Annotated in this window: 12 protein-coding genes; 5 read left to right on the top strand and 7 right to left on the bottom strand. The window is 64.5% G+C overall.

The features are described from left to right. Positions 1-434 precede the first annotated feature (434 nt). From APT63_06675 to APT63_06665, 3 genes are all read right to left on the bottom strand, one after another. Complete coding sequence (locus tag APT63_06675) at positions 435-1,814, bottom strand: glutathione reductase (GenBank protein ID AMA45340.1); 1,380 nt, start codon at positions 1,812-1,814, stop codon at positions 435-437. Positions 1,815-1,992: 178 nt separating this feature from the next. Continuing rightward, positions 1,993-2,832, bottom strand: a complete 840-nt coding sequence (locus APT63_06670; GenBank protein ID AMA45339.1) for a UTP--glucose-1-phosphate uridylyltransferase — start codon at positions 2,830-2,832, stop codon at positions 1,993-1,995. A gap of 200 nt (positions 2,833-3,032) precedes the next feature. Continuing rightward, entirely contained in the window at positions 3,033-3,392 is a 360-nt protein-coding gene (locus APT63_06665) for a hypothetical protein (protein ID AMA45338.1), read from the bottom strand. Positions 3,393-3,552: 160 nt separating this feature from the next. Here APT63_06665 and APT63_06660 point away from each other — a divergent pair, with 160 nt between their 5' ends. Next, entirely contained in the window at positions 3,553-3,855 is a 303-nt protein-coding gene (locus APT63_06660; GenBank protein ID AMA45337.1) for a hypothetical protein, read from the top strand. 196 nt (positions 3,856-4,051) lie between these two features. Beyond that, positions 4,052-5,134 carry a 2-nitropropane dioxygenase gene (locus APT63_06655; GenBank protein ID AMA45336.1) on the top strand — a complete coding sequence of 361 codons (1,083 nt, stop codon included), beginning with the start codon at positions 4,052-4,054 and terminating at the stop codon, positions 5,132-5,134. A gap of 38 nt (positions 5,135-5,172) precedes the next feature. Here APT63_06655 and APT63_06650 read toward each other — a convergent pair whose 3' ends face one another. From APT63_06650 to APT63_06635, 4 genes are all read right to left on the bottom strand, one after another. Then, a complete protein-coding gene (locus tag APT63_06650) occupies positions 5,173-5,385 on the bottom strand; it encodes a hypothetical protein (protein AMA45335.1) in 213 nt (70 codons plus the stop codon). 223 nt (positions 5,386-5,608) lie between these two features. Then, positions 5,609-6,193: a Fe/S biogenesis protein NfuA gene (locus APT63_06645; GenBank protein ID AMA45334.1), complete on the bottom strand. Its 585-nt coding sequence runs from the start codon at positions 6,191-6,193 to the stop codon at positions 5,609-5,611. A 58-nt stretch (positions 6,194-6,251) separates the two neighbouring features. Then, entirely contained in the window at positions 6,252-7,286 is a 1,035-nt protein-coding gene (locus APT63_06640) for an acyltransferase (GenBank protein AMA47805.1), read from the bottom strand. Between the two features lie 139 nt (positions 7,287-7,425). Next, complete coding sequence (locus tag APT63_06635) at positions 7,426-9,726, bottom strand: peptidylprolyl isomerase (GenBank protein ID AMA45333.1); 2,301 nt, start codon at positions 9,724-9,726, stop codon at positions 7,426-7,428. Between the two features lie 158 nt (positions 9,727-9,884). On the opposite strand from APT63_06635, the gene APT63_06630 reads away from it, so the two are divergent. The 3 genes from APT63_06630 (at position 9,885) to APT63_06620 (ending at position 17,123) form a co-directional block, all read left to right on the top strand. Then, positions 9,885-13,592: a methionine synthase gene (locus APT63_06630; GenBank protein AMA45332.1), complete on the top strand. Its 3,708-nt coding sequence runs from the start codon at positions 9,885-9,887 to the stop codon at positions 13,590-13,592. A gap of 1,400 nt (positions 13,593-14,992) precedes the next feature. Beyond that, the gene (locus APT63_06625; protein ID AMA45331.1) at positions 14,993-16,645 is read left to right on the top strand and encodes a sulfite reductase; all 1,653 of its coding nucleotides are present in this window, start codon (positions 14,993-14,995) and stop codon (positions 16,643-16,645) included. Continuing rightward, the gene (locus APT63_06620) at positions 16,629-17,123 is read left to right on the top strand and encodes an oxidoreductase (protein AMA45330.1); all 495 of its coding nucleotides are present in this window, start codon (positions 16,629-16,631) and stop codon (positions 17,121-17,123) included. The genes APT63_06625 and APT63_06620 overlap by 17 nt, the downstream gene beginning before the upstream one ends. The last annotated feature ends 77 nt before the right edge of the window (positions 17,124-17,200 follow it).

Genomic DNA, 17,200 nt, shown 5'->3' with positions numbered 1-17,200 from the left:
CAACCCTGCGGTGGGGCTACGGGTGTAGGAGCGGCCCCCGTGCCGCGATGGGCCGCAAAGCGGCCCTAAAATCGGTTAGCAATGAAGCTCCGGATTCTGCCAGCTATCGTCATGTTCTCTGCGCGCCAGCGCGGCGCCAAGGCGGCGGGCGGACTCCCACCCAGACCTCTGCAGCCGTCAATGTAAGCATGACTGCGCAAGCAGCTTGTGGGAGCGGGCTTGCCCGCGATGCAGGCGGCGCCGGACCGGACGCCATCGCGGGCAAGCCCGCTCCCACACGGACCGCGATGCCTGGCCTTATCGCGGTGTGGCTCCTGTGGGCGGACATGTCCCGAGCACAAAAGACAGCTGTTCCCACAGGGTCGTTACAGCCACTCCCACGACGGCGTAGTCACGGGCGAGCAGTGCCTCACCGCCAGCAACCGGGACGGGCCTCAGGCCGGTTTCGAGGCACCCACTTCGCGGGAAGCGGTTCGCAAGGTCACGAACTCCTCCGCTGCGGTGGGGTGCACGCCGATGGTCTCGTCGAACTGCTGCTTGGTCGCGCCGGCCTTGAGCGCCACGCCCAGGCCCTGGATGATCTCGCCGGCATCCGGGCCGACCATGTGGCAACCCAGTACCCGATCGGTCTCAGCGTCGACCACCAACTTCATCAGGGTCTTTTCCTGCACGTCGGTCAGGGTCAGCTTCATCGGTCGGAACCGGCTTTCGTAGATCTTCAGGGCATGCCCGGCGTCCAGTGCCTCTTCCTCGGTCAGGCCGACGGTACCGATCGGTGGCTGACTGAACACGGCCGTGGGGATGCCCCGGTAGTCGACCGGACGGTACTGCTCGGGCTTGAACAGGCGACGCGCCACGGCCATGCCTTCGGCCAGCGCCACAGGCGTGAGCTGCACGCGCCCGATCACGTCGCCGATCGCCAGGATCGACGGTTCGGTGGTCTGGTACTGCTCATCGACCTTGACGTAACCGCGTTCGTCCAGCTCGACCGCCGTGTGCTCCAGCCCCAGGTTGTCGAGCATCGGCCGGCGCCCGGTGGCGTAGAAGATGCAGTCGGCCTCCAGCGTCCGGCCATCCTTCAGGGTCGCCTTGAGGCTGCCGTCGGCTTGGCGATCGATGCGCTCGATATCGCTGTTGAACTGCAGGTCCATGCCGCGCTTCTCCAGCTCTTCCTTCAAGTGCTGGCGCACCGAGCCGTCGAACCCGCGCAGGAACAGATCGCCCCGGTAGAGCAGGCTGGTCCGCGCACCCAGGCCGTGGAAGATGCCGGCGAACTCCACGGCGATGTAGCCACCGCCCACCACCAGCACGCGCTTGGGCAAGGTGTCGAGGTAGAACGCTTCGTTGGAGCTGATCGCCAGTTCCTTGCCCGGGATATCGGGGATCTGCGGCCAGCCGCCGGTGGCGATGAGGATGCGCTCGGCCGTGTGGCGCTGCCCGTCGACCTCCACCTCGTGCGGCCCGGTCAGGCGGGCATGGCCTTCGAGCAGGGTCACGCCGCTGTCGACCAGCAGCTTGCGGTAGATGCCGTTGAGCCGTTCGATTTCACGGTTCTTGTTGCCGATCAACGTGCCCCAGTCGAACTGCCCTTCCTCGAGCGTCCAGCCATAACCGGCGGCCTGCTCGAGCTCGTCGGCCACATGGGCGCCATAGACCAGCAGTTTTTTCGGCACGCACCCCACGTTGACGCAGGTGCCCCCCAGGTAACGGCTTTCCGCTACCGCCACCTTGGCGCCGAACCCGGCAGCGAAACGCGCGGCACGCACGCCGCCGGACCCTGCGCCAATCACGAACAGATCAAAATCGTAGGCCACTTGTCACCTCTCACGAAAACGCCACCTTGGGTCATCGAATGGACGGTTGCAAGGCCCAAGGTGCGTGCCGGCCTTGGCCAGCCCGCTCCCTTTGCCTGAACCGCCCCGCTTCGACCCGAAGGTGGCGCTGGTTGTCACTGGGCGCAGCAGGCGACCTTCGCCCGCTGCCCGACCCGACTCAGTGAGCCTTGCCGGTCTTGTAGTAGTTCTCGAAGCAGAAGTTGGTCGCGTCGATGTAGCCTTCGGCGCCACCGCAGTCGAAGCGCTTGCCCTTGAACTTGTAGGCGATCACGCAGCCGTTCTGGGCCTGCTTCATCAGCGCGTCGGTGATCTGGATTTCACCGCCCTTGCCCGGTTCGACTTCGCCGATGATGTCGAAGATGTCGGGGGTCAGGATGTAGCGACCGATGATCGCCAGGTTCGATGGCGCGTCTTCAGGCTTGGGCTTCTCGACCATGTTGGTGACGCGGAAGATGTCGTCACGGATCATGTCGCCGGCGATCACACCGTACTTGTGGGTTTCCTGCGGATCGACTTCCTGGATGGCGACGATCGAGCAGCGGAACTGGTTGTAGAGCTTGACCATCTGGGTCAGCACGCCATCGCCTTCCGGGTTGACGCACAGGTCGTCGGCCAGGACCACGGCGAACGGCTCGTCACCGATCAGCGGACGGCCGGTCAGGATCGCGTGCCCCAGGCCTTTCATCTCGGTCTGACGGGTGTAGGAGAACGAGCACTCGTCGAGCAGACGACGGATGCCCACCAGGTACTTCTCCTTGTCGGTGCCCTTGATCTGGTTTTCCAATTCGTAGCTGATGTCGAAGTGGTCTTCCAGGGCACGCTTGCCGCGGCCAGTGACGATGGAGATCTCGTTCAACCCGGCATCCAGTGCTTCTTCGACGCCGTACTGGATCAGCGGCTTGTTGACCACCGGCAGCATTTCCTTGGGCATGGCTTTGGTCGCAGGCAGGAAGCGTGTGCCGTAGCCGGCAGCCGGGAACAAGCATTTCTTGATCATATACGTCCTTAATGGGGCTCGGCGGTGTGAAATCGGCGCAGTCTCATGAGGCCTCGGTCGCCCTACGGTGCCTGGCTGCGCTCGTTCGATTCCGTGATAGAGGCGCTGGTAGTGTAGATAGTTCCCTGTGCCCCTGAACATCGGGGCCGGCAAATATTTTTCGCGTGTCCCGGCCAGACCGATACACATCGACTCGTCGGTCACGTGCCCGAGATGCACTCGGTGGCTGCCTGGCGTACATCGCCCGGACGCAGCGGGAAGTTGCTCAACCGCTCGTGCACCTTGATGCTGCTGCCCTCGCCCTTCTTGTCGATGTCCAGCAAGGCGGCCGGCCCTGCGCCCGCGGCGAGCTTCTGCGGCACGATCAGCCGCAGCCCTTCACCCCTGACCTCTTCCTGCAACGGTCCCCGTTCATTGGCCAGGTGCGCCTTGACGCACTCGGCGTACTGCCGGGGCGTCTTGCCCGACATGACGTCCATCGTTTCATGGGACTGTTCGAGTTCCGAGACGCTGGCGCATCCGCCCAGCGCGAGTGCCAAACCGGCGACGATCCACTTCATGGGGTTCGAGTTCTCCGCAAAAACCCTTATGACCGTGACCGGGCGGTTTTGCTCCCGGCACTGCCACAGATACTTGCCCACCTGCCATGACGCAGGGCAACGGCCCGGCACATCGTGGTATCGTGCGCGCTTGCAGAACCTTTACCTTGCGGAGCCCTTCATGAAATTCATCCACCAGCGCGAGCACCTCAACGAAGATGACATCGTCGTCATCGAGTGTTCCCAGCGCTGCAACATTCGCCTGATGAACGACGCCAACTTCCGCAGCTTCAAGAATGGCGGCCGTCATACCTATCACGGTGGCGCGTTCGATCGCTTCCCGGCGAAGATCACCGTGCCGAGCACGGGTTTCTGGAACATCACCCTGGATACCGTCACCACTCGGCCGATCTCGGTGACCCGCAAGCCGGCGTTCACCCACAAGATCAAGATCGTCCGTCGCTCCTCGTCGCAACTGAGATAACGCTGCCATGACCCAGACCACCAAATACGTGATCAAGTACACGCTCGACGGCATGCGCCGCTGGGACTTCGCGCTGATGACCGACGCCTCGCTCGAGCAGGCCCGTGAAGCGCTGCGCAAGCTGCACGGCGACGAGGCCGAGCAGATCAGCGACATCGCCGTCAGCAAGGCCCTGTAACCACACGAGGAGTCCGCCATGCGCACCTGGCCAGACCGCCGTCTTCTCGACCTGCTGGGCATCGACGTGCCCATTCTCCAGGCGCCCATGGCCGGAGCGAGCGGCGCGGCGCTGGCCATCGCGGTGGGGAACGCCGGCGGGCTAGGCGCACTCCCCTGCGCCCTGCTGAGCCCGGACTTGATCGAGCAGGAGATCGACGCGTTCAGGGCCGCCTGCCAGGGCCCGTTGAACCTGAACTTCTTCTGCCACCACTCCCCAGCGGCGGATGCGGCACGCGAGGCGCGCTGGAAGCAGGCGCTCAAGCCCTACTACGAAGAGCTTGGCCTCGACTTCTCGGCGCCGACACCCGTGTCCAGTCGCGCACCGTTCGATGAAGCCGGTTGCGCCCTGATCGAGGCGAAGCGTCCCGAGGTCGTCAGCTTCCATTTCGGCCTGCCCGCGCCTGACCTGCTGCAGCGCGTCAAGGCGACAGGCGCCAAGGTGCTCTCCAGCGCCACCACGGTCGAAGAGGCACGATGGCTTCAAGCCCATGGATGCGATGCCATCATCGCCATGGGCGCCGAAGCCGGTGGACACCGCGGGATGTTTCTGAGCGAGGACGTCAACAGCCAGATCGGCACCTTCGCCCTGGTCCCTCAGGTGGCCGATGCCGTGAGCGTACCGGTCATCGCGGCCGGCGGTATCGCCGACCACCGCGGGTTGGTTGCCGCCCTGGCGTTGGGAGCCTCGGCCGTGCAGATCGGCACGACCTACCTGTTCACTCCGCAGGCGAAGGTATCGACGGCTCACCGTCGGGCGCTGGACAGCGCCTCGGCGAGCGAGACCGCGCTGACCAACCTGTTCACCGGCCGCCCTGCGCGCGGCATCGTCAATCGTGTGATGCGCGAACTGGGGCCGCTGAGCCCGCTGGCACCGGCCTTCCCCCTGGCGGGCGGCGCCCTGATGCCACTGCGCGCGGTGGACGATGCCCGAGGCACCAGCGATTTCGGGAACCTGTGGTCAGGCCAGGCCTTGCGCCTCGGTCGTCACCTGCCCGCAGACGAGCTGACACGCGACATCGCGACCAAGGCGCTTGCCCTGATCGGAACATCGAGTGTGTAGCAACATGAAGGGCCGCGACGCGGCCCCTGGAATGGACGTTACTTCTCTTCCAGCACATCCTTGCCCTTGACCGCACGCGGGCCACGAATCGCCCAGGCGATCAGGCCGATGAAGGGCAGCCAGACCACGAACACCACCCAGAGCATCTTGCGCTCCGCGCGACGGTCACTGCCGATGATGTGCCAGATCGCCCAGATCTGAAGCAGGATGAGAACCGCAGCGAGGATGATCCAGATCGTTCCGATTTCCATGAATGAGTCTCCGGTGTGCGTGTACCTCTTTGGTTCTCCACACACGCCGAGGGTTCATTAAAATCTTGTCCAATCAATGCCTGTGCCGTCGAACCTACTTTCACGGCTCGAGACACGTGCAGGCCTGGGGCAGAGCAGGTACTGCGCGACCAGGCGTCGGCGAGGGCACGGCAGCACGTGCCGCCCTCGCCGCCTGCTGCGACGTTGTGCCGCGCCCGCGGACTCAGTAGTACGCGTTCTCTTTCATGGTGTGGTCGGTCACGTCGCGAACACCCTTGAGCTCCGGTACGCGCTCGAGCAAGGTGCGCTCGATCCCGTCACGCAGGGTGACGTCGGCCTGACCACAACCTTGACAGCCACCGCCGAACTGCAGGACCGCGATGCCGTCCTCGACCACGTCGACCAGGCTCACCAGGCCGCCATGGCTGGCCAGACCTGGGTTGATCTCGGTTTGCAGGTAATAGTTGATGCGCTCGTTGAGCGGGCTGTCTTCGTTGACCATCGGCACCTTGGCATTCGGCGCCTTGATGGTCAGCTGCCCGCCCATGCGGTCGGTGGCATAGTCGACCAGCGCGTCTTCCAGAAACGGCTCGCTGATCGAATCGATATAGGCCGTGAAGCTTTTCAGGCCCACGGCGACGTCGTCGGGCTTTTCCTCACCCGGCTTGCAGTAGGCGATGCACGTCTCGGCGTACTGCGTGCCTGGCTGGGTGATGAAGACGCGAATGCCGATGCCGGGCGTGTTCTGCTTGGACAGCAGATCGGCCAGGTAGTCATGGGCGGCGTCGGTAATGGTTATTGCGCTCATGTAGGTTCCTCACAGACTTGCGTCCCAGTGTACGCCAACCTGGCGACGCAACAAAGTCCTAGTATTTGACTCGGGAAAGCACCAGCTCGGCGCCAGGCTGCAGACGCGCCTCGCACCACGCCTTGCTCCGTCGGTAGACGCCGCATTCCAGCCACCGGTAGCTCAGCCAGGACGCTGCGCCGATCAGTGGCACGCAGGCGGCGAACGTCAGGTAAGGGTCGATGCCGAACCGCTGGCTGACGAACCAGCCTGACCACAGCACCAGCACATGGATCAGGTACACCGAATAGGAACAGTCCCCCAGAGCCTTGAGCAATTGGCTGCCCTTGAAATAGCGCTCCAGGCCGATGAAGGCCAGCACCACCAGCGCGCTTGGCAAGCCCCAGTGAACCAGCCGCTGGGAGGCGTCGAAATGGTAGATGGCCCAGCACGCGGCGCCCAGGACCGCGAGCGGCCACCACAGGCCCTGGCGGATCAACCCACGCTGATAGAGCACGCCGATGCCGATGCCGAGCAGGAACTCGTAGATGATGTCGTTGCTGTAGAACCGACTCAGCAGGCCGGCCCGGGCCAGCCCTTCGCTGACGATCAGCAAGGCGACCCCCACCAACACCAGGTGCAGGCGCTGGCGTACCAGGAACACCAGGGAAAACAGCAGGTAGAAGAACATCTCGAAGTTCAGGGTCCAGCCGACGTTGAGGGTGGGATACAGGCCGTAGCCCCCAGGATTTTCCGCAGGAATGAACAACAGCGACAGCGCCAGGTGCTGCCAGTCGAAGACCTGATGCGGCATCCAGCGGCTGGCGCTGAACAGCAGCAGGGCCATGAGCCCGGTGTAGAACCAGTAGGCCGGCACGATGCGCAGGACACGCAGCAGCATGAACCGTTGCGGCGCCATGGGCTTGTCACGGGTCGAAAGGTAGATCACCAGCCCGCTGATGACGAAGAAGATGTCGACCCCCACTGCACCGCGTTCGGTGAAGAACCGCCCGATGGGACCGCTGGGGTGGAAGTCGAAGAAGATCTGCATGAAGTGATGACACACCACCACCCAGGCGGCGAATGCCCGGAGAGCCTGAAGCGAATACAGCATGAAGTGTCCCATTGAGGTCGGTGCATTCAGGCCGTCTCTGGCGAGCTGCACGCAACGCATGCAGCTCTATCCTCGCGGCGCCAGAGAGGCCGCCCGCCTCTAGGGACCCTGCCCTGCCCGAAAAGCTCCCCCGGTCCGATCAAAGGTTCTCGTAGCGGTTCATGTCCAGCACACCTGCCTCCAGGGGCGCGACCTCTTTGATGTAGCGGTCCATGTCGTGGAAGTAACGCCAGAATTCGGGGTGACTGCGGCGAATGCCCCAGCGCTCGACGATGCGCTCGAACCGGCCTGCATCGTCCCGCGCTGCCTCCATGGCCTCGACGAACGCCGGCACTTGGTCGGCAGGTACGTTGAACATGAAGTTGGGGTAGCTGCTCATGACGCCTGGGTAGATCGTCAGCGTGTCCAGCGCTGGCTGGTAGCGGTAGCTCTCGCCCAGCAGGAACGCCACGTTGGTGTGCGCACGATTGCGCAGCAGGCTGTAGACCTCGCGCTGGCCGCCCTGCCCTTCGACGCGCAGCAGCGTGGCCTCCGGCAGGCGCTCGATGACCTTGAGCCCACCTGCCGGTCGCGATGCCAGGCGGCTCAGCGCCTGTTCGGCGTACTGGAAGTCCTTGCCGATGCCAGGCCGGTAGCAGGCGGCGCCCAGGCAGCGGTTGATCGGATCGGGCGAGGCGTCGAGGGCCGCGTAGCGCTGCAGCAGCTGCATGCCGAAATCGCGACGCGGATCCTCGGCGCGCAGGCGCAGTGCGCTCGGCGTATGGGTGTCGATGCCTTCGTAGTCGAACAGCATCTTCAGCTTGCCGCCGTCCTGGTACCAGTCGCTGAGCATGTCCGCCCGGCTCGCGGCCGGCATCAGGCGCAGGAAGTTGATCTCGGCGCCGTTGCGGATCAGGTCGAAATACAGGCGGGTCTGCAACTGGTGCGACACGTTGCCGAACACGTCGAAGTTGACCGCCAGCTGGTAGTAGGTGCGTTCGAGCAACGGATAGTCGAACAGCCAGGAGGTCTGCGGCACATCGCCGATCAGCCCCTTGGTCACCGAGGCGCTGTCGAAATGCCGGAAAATGCTCAGCAAGGCATCGTCGTTGCCTTTCCAGAGGGTGTTCCAGTCGGGCGCCGGCAAGGTGGCGTAGGTGTCGCGGCGCAGGGCCTCGTAGGCATTGCGCTTGTCGCGGTAGGTCAGCCACAGCGACAGCACGCTGGTGACGTTGTCGATCTGCCCGGGCATGGCCAGCAGCGGCGTGGCCTGGGCGCGGTAGCGCGCGTCGGTGACGTACGGGTCCTGACTCGGGTCCTGAAACAGCACCCAGAAGTTGTCGCGGATCACGTCGGTCGCGATCTGCCCACGGCAGACCGGCCCGCGGATGAACGTGCGCACGAAGTACTCGGCGTTGTCGAGCATGAACTGGTAGCGCGCGCGCGCCGGAATCGCGGCGAAGGTCTCGAACGGATTGGCGCGGCGCTGCCGCCCGTACCCCGGCACGCTGTCGACCTGCCAGTCACCGGCGTAGAACAGCGCCTTGACCCGCGCCAGCTTGGCCGGGCTCATCGGGTAGGTGATGTGGGTCTTGTGCACGATCACGCCCTGGACCGGTCGCAGCCGGTAGTAGAACGTGGTGCCGGGTGCGTCGTTGGGCCGTCGCGTGGCGATCGGATCGACCGGCTGGCCACTGGGCGTGCGCGAACGGACCCATTGGAAGAAGTGGTCGGGCTCGCCGCCCTCGAAGTGCACGTGGGCCAGGAACAGGTGTTCGTAGAGCCAGCGGGCCGCCAAAGCCTCGCTGGCGCCGGGACGGTTGAGCAGGGCTTCCCACTGCGCGATCTGCCGGGCCTCGACGGCCGTGGGTGCGATGGCCTGGTGGTCGATCGGCGCACCGGCGGCGAGCCAGCGCTGCAAGGTCTGGTATTCGGCGTCGGTCAGGCCGGTGACGGCCAGGGGCATGCCCTGGCGCGGGTGCGAGGCGACATAGCCGTCGAACTCCACGGGCATCGGGCACATGTTCTCTCGGCCCAGGCCCAGCGCGATGTCGCTGGGAATCTTGGCATTGGGCGTCAGGGGCGTCTGGTGCCCCAGTTCGAGCATCCGCGCCATCAGCGCCGCCTGGCTGCCCTGGGCGTCGAGCACCGAATAGAACCCCTTGCGCCGCCAGGCCTCCTCACCGTGGGCATCTTCGAACAGCCGGGTGGTCGGCGCGGCCTGGCTGCGTTCGCCCTGGTAGACCGGCATCTTCGAGGCGCCGCGCTCGACGCCTTCGGCGCTGCCCAGGTTCAGCTGGCAGGCCGCGTCGTTGCAGGCATGGCAGGCCACGCACTTCTCGGTGAAGATCGGTTGAACGTCACGGGTGTAGGAGATCGTGGGGCTCGATTGCGGGGCTTGTCCGAGCGCGGCGCCACTGAGCAGGGTCGCCAGCGCCAGAACAAGTAAACGGTGCACCATGTGCCAGCATCCTGTTGATGAAAAGACTGTCGCGATAAAGGGGTGAATGGGGTCGGCTGAACATGAGCGCAATTCATACAAAAGCGCGGAGCGTCTAAAAACCGTGCACCTTTGTTATGATCCGCCCCTTCTGATATTCGCCCGACCAGGTAGTTCCCATGTCCGACCGCAGCGCTCGTTACCAAGCCCTCCAGCACGCGCTCAAGGCGCGCATCCTGATCCTCGACGGCGGCATGGGGACCATGATCCAGAGCTATCGCCTGGAAGAAGCCGACTATCGTGGCACGCGGTTCGCCGATTGGCCAAGCGACGTGAAAGGCAACAACGACCTGTTGCTGCTCACCCAGCCCGACGTGATCGCGGCCATCGAGAAGGCCTACCTGGACGCCGGCGCCGATATCCTCGAGACCAACACCTTCAACGCCACCCAGATCTCCCAGGCCGACTATGGCATGGAATCGCTGGTGTACGAACTCAACGTCGAGGGCGCACGCATCGCCCGCCAGGTGGCCGACGCCAAGACCCTGGAAACCCCGGACCGTCCGCGCTTCGTCGCCGGCGTGCTCGGCCCGACCAGCCGCACCTGCTCGATCTCGCCTGACGTCAACGACCCCGGCTATCGCAACGTCACCTTCGACGAGCTGGTGGTGAACTACGTCGAGGCTACCCGTGGCCTGATCGAGGGCGGCGCCGACCTGATCCTGATCGAGACCATCTTCGACACCCTAAATGCCAAGGCCGCGATCTTCGCCGTGCAGCAGGTGTTCGAGGACGATGGCGTCGAACTGCCGATCATGATTTCCGGCACCATCACCGACGCTTCCGGCCGTACGCTCTCCGGGCAGACCACCGAAGCGTTCTGGAACTCGGTGCGCCATGCCAACCCGATTTCCGTCGGCCTGAACTGCGCCCTGGGGGCCAAGGACCTGCGCCCGTACCTGGAAGAGCTGTCGACCAAGGCCGGCACCCATGTCTCCGCCCACCCCAACGCCGGCCTGCCGAACGCCTTCGGCGAATACGACGAGACACCGGCAGAGATGGCGGCAGTGGTCGAAGAGTTCGCCGCCAGCGGCTTTCTCAACATCATCGGCGGCTGCTGCGGCACCACGCCCGGGCACATCCAGGCCATCGCCGAGGCCGTCGGGCGCTACGCGCCACGGGCCATTCCGGACATCCCCAAGGCCTGTCGCCTCTCGGGCCTGGAGCCGTTCACCATCGACCGCCAGTCGTTGTTCGTCAACGTCGGCGAGCGGACCAACATCACCGGCTCGGCCAAGTTCGCCCGGCTGATCCGTGAAGAGAACTACACCGAAGCGCTCGAGGTGGCCCTGCAGCAGGTCGAGGCCGGCGCGCAGGTGATCGACATCAACATGGATGAAGGGATGCTCGACTCCCAGGCGGCCATGGTGCGCTTCCTCAACCTGATCGCCGGCGAGCCGGACATCTCGCGCGTGCCGATCATGATCGACTCCTCCAAGTGGGAGGTGATCGAGGCCGGTCTCAAGTGCATCCAGGGCAAGGGCATCGTCAACTCGATCTCCATGAAGGAAGGCGTCGAGCAGTTCAAGCACCACGCCCGCCTGTGCAAGCGCTATGGCGCCGCCGTGGTGGTCATGGCCTTCGACGAGGTCGGCCAGGCCGATACCGCCGCGCGCAAGAAAGAGATCTGCCAGCGCAGCTACGACATCCTGGTCAACGAGGTGGGCTTCCCGCCGGAAGACATCATCTTCGACCCGAACATCTTCGCCGTGGCCACTGGCATCGAGGAGCACAACAACTACGCGGTCGACTTCATCGAAGCCTGCGCCTACATCCGCGATCACCTGCCCCATGCGCTGACCTCGGGCGGGGTGTCCAACGTGTCGTTCTCGTTCCGCGGCAACAACCCGGTGCGCGAGGCGATCCACTCGGTGTTCCTCTACCACGCGATCCAGAACGGCTTGACCATGGGCATCGTCAACGCCGGGCAGCTGGAGATCTACGACGAGATCCCGCCCGCGTTGCGCGAGCGTGTCGAAGACGTGGTGCTCAACCGCACGCCGGAAGGCACCGATGCACTGCTGGCGATCGCCGACGATTACAAGGGTGGCGGCGCGGCCAAGGAAGTCGAGAACGAGGAGTGGCGCTCGCTGCCGGTCGGCAAGCGACTGGAGCATGCGCTGGTCAAGGGCATCACCGCCTACATCGTCGAGGACACCGAGGAGTGTCGCCAGCAGGCGGCGCGTCCGATCGAGGTCATCGAAGGCCCCTTGATGAGCGGCATGAACGTGGTCGGCGACCTGTTCGGCGCGGGCAAGATGTTCCTGCCCCAGGTGGTCAAGTCGGCGCGGGTGATGAAGCAAGCCGTGGCCCACCTGATCCCCTTCATCGAGGCCGAGAAAGGCGACAAGCCCGAAGCCAAGGGCAAGATCCTGATGGCCACGGTCAAGGGCGACGTGCACGACATCGGCAAGAACATCGTCGGCGTGGTGCTCGGCTGCAACGGCTACGACATCGTCGACCTGGGCGTGATGGTGCCGGCCGAGAAGATCCTGCAGACCGCGCGCGAGCAGAAGTGCGACATCATCGGCCTGTCCGGCCTGATCACCCCGTCGCTCGACGAAATGGTCCACGTGGCCCGCGAGATGCAGCGCCAGGACTTCCACCTGCCGCTGATGATCGGCGGCGCGACCACCTCCAAGGCGCACACGGCGGTGAAGATCGAGCCCAAGTACTCGAACGATGCGGTGATCTACGTGACCGACGCCTCGCGCGCCGTCGGCGTGGCTACCCAGCTGCTGTCCAAGGAGCTCAAACCAGGCTTCATCGAAAAGACCCGCCTGGAGTACCAGGATGTGCGCGAGCGCACCGCCAACCGTAGCGCGCGCACCGAGCGCCTGAGCTATGAGCAGGCCATCGCGCGCAAGCCCCAGTTCGACTGGGCGACCCATTCGCCGGTCGCGCCGAGCTTCACCGGTGTGCAGGTGCTGGACGATATCGACCTGCGGGTGCTGGCCGAGTACATCGACTGGACCCCGTTCTTCATCTCCTGGGACCTGGCCGGCAAGTTCCCCCGCATCCTCACCGACGAAGTGGTCGGCGAAGCCGCCACGGCCCTCTATGAAGATGCCCGCCAGATGCTCGACAAGCTGATCGACGAGCGCCTGATCAGTGCCCGTGCGGTCTTCGGTTTCTGGCCGGCCAACCAGGTCGCCGACGACGACATCGAGGTCTACGGTGCCGAGGGCCAGACCCTGGCCACCCTGCACCACCTGCGCCAGCAGACCATCAAGCCCGACGGCAAGCCGAACCTGTCGCTGGCCGACTTCGTCGCGCCTAAGGACAGTGGCGTCACCGACTACGTGGGCGGCTTCATCACCACGGCGGGCATCGGTGCCGAGGAAGTCGCCAAGGCCTACCAGGACAAGGGCGACGACTACAACTCGATCATGGTCAAGGCCCTGGCCGACCGCCTGGCCGAAGCCTGCGCCGAGTGGCTGCACGAACGGGTGCGCAAGGAGCACTGGGGCTACGCCCGGGACGAACAGCTCGACAACGAGGCACTGATCAAGGAGCAGTACAGCGGTATCCGCCCGGCACCCGGCTATCCGGCCTGCCCGGACCACACCGAGAAGGAGACCCTGTTCCGCTTGCTCGACGGCACCGGAATCGGCGAGACCGGCCCCAGTGGCGTGTTCCTGACCGAGCATTTCGCGATGTTCCCGGCAGCGGCGGTCAGTGGCTGGTACTTCGCACACCCGCAGGCGCAGTATTTCGCCGTGGGCAAGGTCGAGAAGGACCAGATCGAACGCTACAGCGCACGCAAGGGGCAGGAAGTGAGCGTGAGCGAGCGGTGGCTGGCGCCTAACCTGGGGTATGAAGGGTAACTGGAGTCAGCGGTGTATCGAGGGGCTCCAGGGCCCCTTCAGACCCGATCGCGGTACTGGGGCCGCTCACCCGTATTTACATCGCAGTGGCACAGGCGATCACGGACCTGTGGGAGCTAGCTTGCCCGCGATGCAGGCGGTGACGGTCCGGACGCCATCGCGGGCAAGCCCGCTCCCACAAGCTGCTTGCGCAGCCATGTCGACATTGACAGCTGCAGAGGTCTGGGTGGGAGCTGGCTTGCCAGCGATGCAGGCGGTGACGGTCCGGACGCCATCGCGGGCAAGCCCGCTCCCACAAGCTGCTTGCGCAGCCATGTCGACATTGACAGCTGCAGAGGTCTGGGTGGGAGCTGGCTTGCCAGCGATGCAGGCGGTGACGGTCCGGACGCCATCGTGGGCAAGCCCGCTCCTACAAGCTGCTTGCGCAGCCATGCCTACCTTGACTGCTGCAGAGGTCTGGGTGGGAGCTGGCTTGCCAGCGATGCAGGCGGTGACGGCCCGGACGCCATCGTGGGCAAGCCCGCTCCTACAAGCTGCTTGCGCAGCCATGCCTACCTTGACTGCTGCAGAGGTCTGGGTGGGAGCTGGCTTGCCAGCGATGCAGGCGGTGACGGTCTGGACGCCATCGTGGGCAAGCCCGCTCCTACAAGCTGCTTGCGCAGCCATGCCGACATTGACGGTTGCAGAGGTCTGGGTAGGAGCTGGCTTGCCAGCGATGCAGGCGGTGACGATCCGGACGCCATCGCGGGCAAGCCCGCTCCCACAAGCTGCTTGCGCAGCCATGCCTACCTTGACTGCTGCAGAGGTCTGGGTGGGAGCTGGCTTGCCAGCGATAGGGCCCTGCCAGGCGTCGCATGCGATCGGGCATGTACGGAGCAGAAAAGACAGTCGCTCCTACACAGGGCTTGCGTCGATCTGTCAGGCCAACCATGAGGCCCGGCCAGTGCGTCGACGCCTTCGCTCAACTGATCCAGTACACCGCCGCTACGACGACCAATACGGCGAGGCAGACGATCGCCCACGTATCGACACTGGTTCCAGGCTTGCGCATCTTGGTCGGGTGTCCCATGGCATTGCCTCTTGTGATGGTATGAATGCACACCCCTGGGAGTTAAGTTCAACAATGCCCACTTCTCAAGCAGGGTTTTTAGGATGACAAGAAGACTACAGGTTACAGCGACCTCGCGCCCTGCAGGCTCACTGGCAACCCCCGCCAACTGCTTGCCGCTTGCCGCTCGTCACTTGCAGCCTGCCCCTCTTCCCTTAGTCCCGAAGGTTCTTTCCATATACCAAAACATCCCTTTAGCGCATATCCACAAAATGCTATCTTCCCGCCGCTCCGAACGGGAGTGCGCGGCCGTGCGCGCGATTAGCTGCCTGCAGCCTGAGACAGGACTTTTATGTACGTATATGACGAGTACGATCAGCGGATCATCGAGGACCGCGTCAAGCAGTTCCGTGATCAGACCCGCCGCTACCTGGCCGGTGAGCTGAGCGAAGAAGAATTCCGCCCTCTGCGCCTGCAGAATGGCCTCTACATCCAGCGTTTCGCCCCCATGCTGCGCGTGGCCGTCCCTTATGGTCAGTTGAACGCCACCCAGGCGCGCATGCTCGCGAAGATCGCCCGCGACTACGACAAGGGTTACGCCCACATCAGCACCCGGCAGAACGTGCAGTTCAACTGGCCGGCGCTGGAAGACATCCCGGACATCCTCGCCGAGCTGGCCACCGTGCAGATGCACGCGATCCAGACCAGCGGCAACTGCCTGCGCAACACCACCACCGACCAGTTCGCCGGTGTCGCCCAGGATGAGGTGGTCGATCCACGCCCCTGGTGCGAGATCGTCCGTCAGTGGACGACCTTCCACCCGGAATTCGCCTTCCTGCCGCGCAAGTTCAAGATCGCCATCAACGGCTCGAAACAAGACCGTGCGGCCATCGAAGTCCACGACATCGGCCTGGAGCCGATGTACAACGCGGCCGGCGAACTGGGCTTCCGCGTGCTGGTCGGTGGCGGCCTGGGCCGTACGCCCGTGGTCGGTGCGTTCATCAACGAGTTCCTGCCCTGGCAGGACCTGATCAGCTACCTCGACGCCATCCTGCGCGTGTACAACCGTTACGGTCGCCGTGACAACAAGTACAAGGCGCGGATCAAGATCCTGGTCAAGGCCCTGACGCCGGAAGTCTTCGCCGAAAAGGTCGAGGCCGAGATGGTCCACCTGCGTGGCGGTGCTAGCACCTTGACCGAAGCCGAAGTGCAGCGCGTCTCGCGTCACTTCGTCGACCCGGCCTACCAAGCCCTGGATGACGTCGACTACGCCACCCTGGACCAGGAACACCCCGGCTTCGCGCGCTGGCGCTCACGCAACACCCGTGCCCACAAGCGCCCTGGCTATGTCGCCGTGACCCTGTCGCTCAAGCCTACGGGCGTGGCGCCGGGCGACCTGACCGACCAGCAGCTCGACGCCGTGGCCGACCTGGCCGAGCGATACAGCTTCGGCTTCCTGCGCACTTCGCACGAGCAGAACATCATCCTGGCCGACGTCGAACAGCGGCAGCTGCATGCACTCTGGCTGGAGCTGCGCGAACAAGGCTTCGCCACGCCGAACATCGGCCTGCTGACCGACATCATCTGCTGCCCGGGTGGCGACTTCTGCTCGCTGGCCAACGCCAAGTCGATCCCGATCGCCGAGTCCATCCAGCGCCGCTTCGACGACCTGGACTACCTGTTCGACATCGGCGAGCTGGACCTGAACATCTCCGGTTGCATGAACGCCTGTGGCCATCACCACGTCGGCCACATCGGCATTCTCGGGGTGGACAAGAAGGGCGAGGAGTTCTATCAGGTCTCGCTGGGCGGCAACGCAGCGCGCGATGCGAGCCTGGGCAAGATCCTCGGTCCTTCCTTCGCCCAGGACGAGATGGCCGACGTGATCGAGAAGCTGATCGGCGTGTATGTCGAGAAACGCACCGAAGACGAGCGCTTCATCGACACCTACCAGCGTATCGGCATCGACCCTTTCAAGGAGCGCGTCTATGCAGCGAATCATTAAGCACCAGCAGATCGTCGACGAAACCTGGCACCTGCTGCCCAAGGACGCATCGTTCGACGAATTGACCAACTGCGACGACTACATCGTGCCTTTGCAGCTGTGGCGCGACCACGGGCATGCGCTGAAGGCGCGCGACGGTGGCCTGGGCATCTGGCTGGACAGCGACGAACAGGCCGAAGAGATCGGTGAAGACGTCCAGCACTTCCAGGTGATCGCGTTGAACTTCCCGGCCTTCACCGACGGCCGTAGCTACTCCAACGCCCGTTTGCTGCGCGATCGCTACCAGTACACCGGCGAGCTTCGGGCCATTGGCGACGTGCTGCGCGACCAGCTGTTCTACATGGCGCGTTGCGGGTTCGATGCCTTCGCCATCCGTGCCGACAAGGATCCGGAGGCCGCGCTCGAGGGCCTGAAGGATTTCTCGGTCACCTACCAGGCCGCGGCCGACGATCCGCGGCCGCTGTTCCGTCGCCGTTGATCGAATGGGGGCCGCTTTCGCGGCCCCTTCTCGTTTTCCAGACCCCTCACCGCCTGGTAGCGAACAGCCCACACGAC

Origin of the sequence: Pseudomonas monteilii (assembly GCA_001534745.1) — a bacterium.
Taxonomy (GTDB): Bacteria; Pseudomonadota; Gammaproteobacteria; order Pseudomonadales; family Pseudomonadaceae; genus Aquipseudomonas; species Aquipseudomonas alabamensis.
The sequence above is the reverse complement of the archived record's forward strand: the minus strand, read 5'-3'. Positions and strand labels throughout refer to the sequence as shown.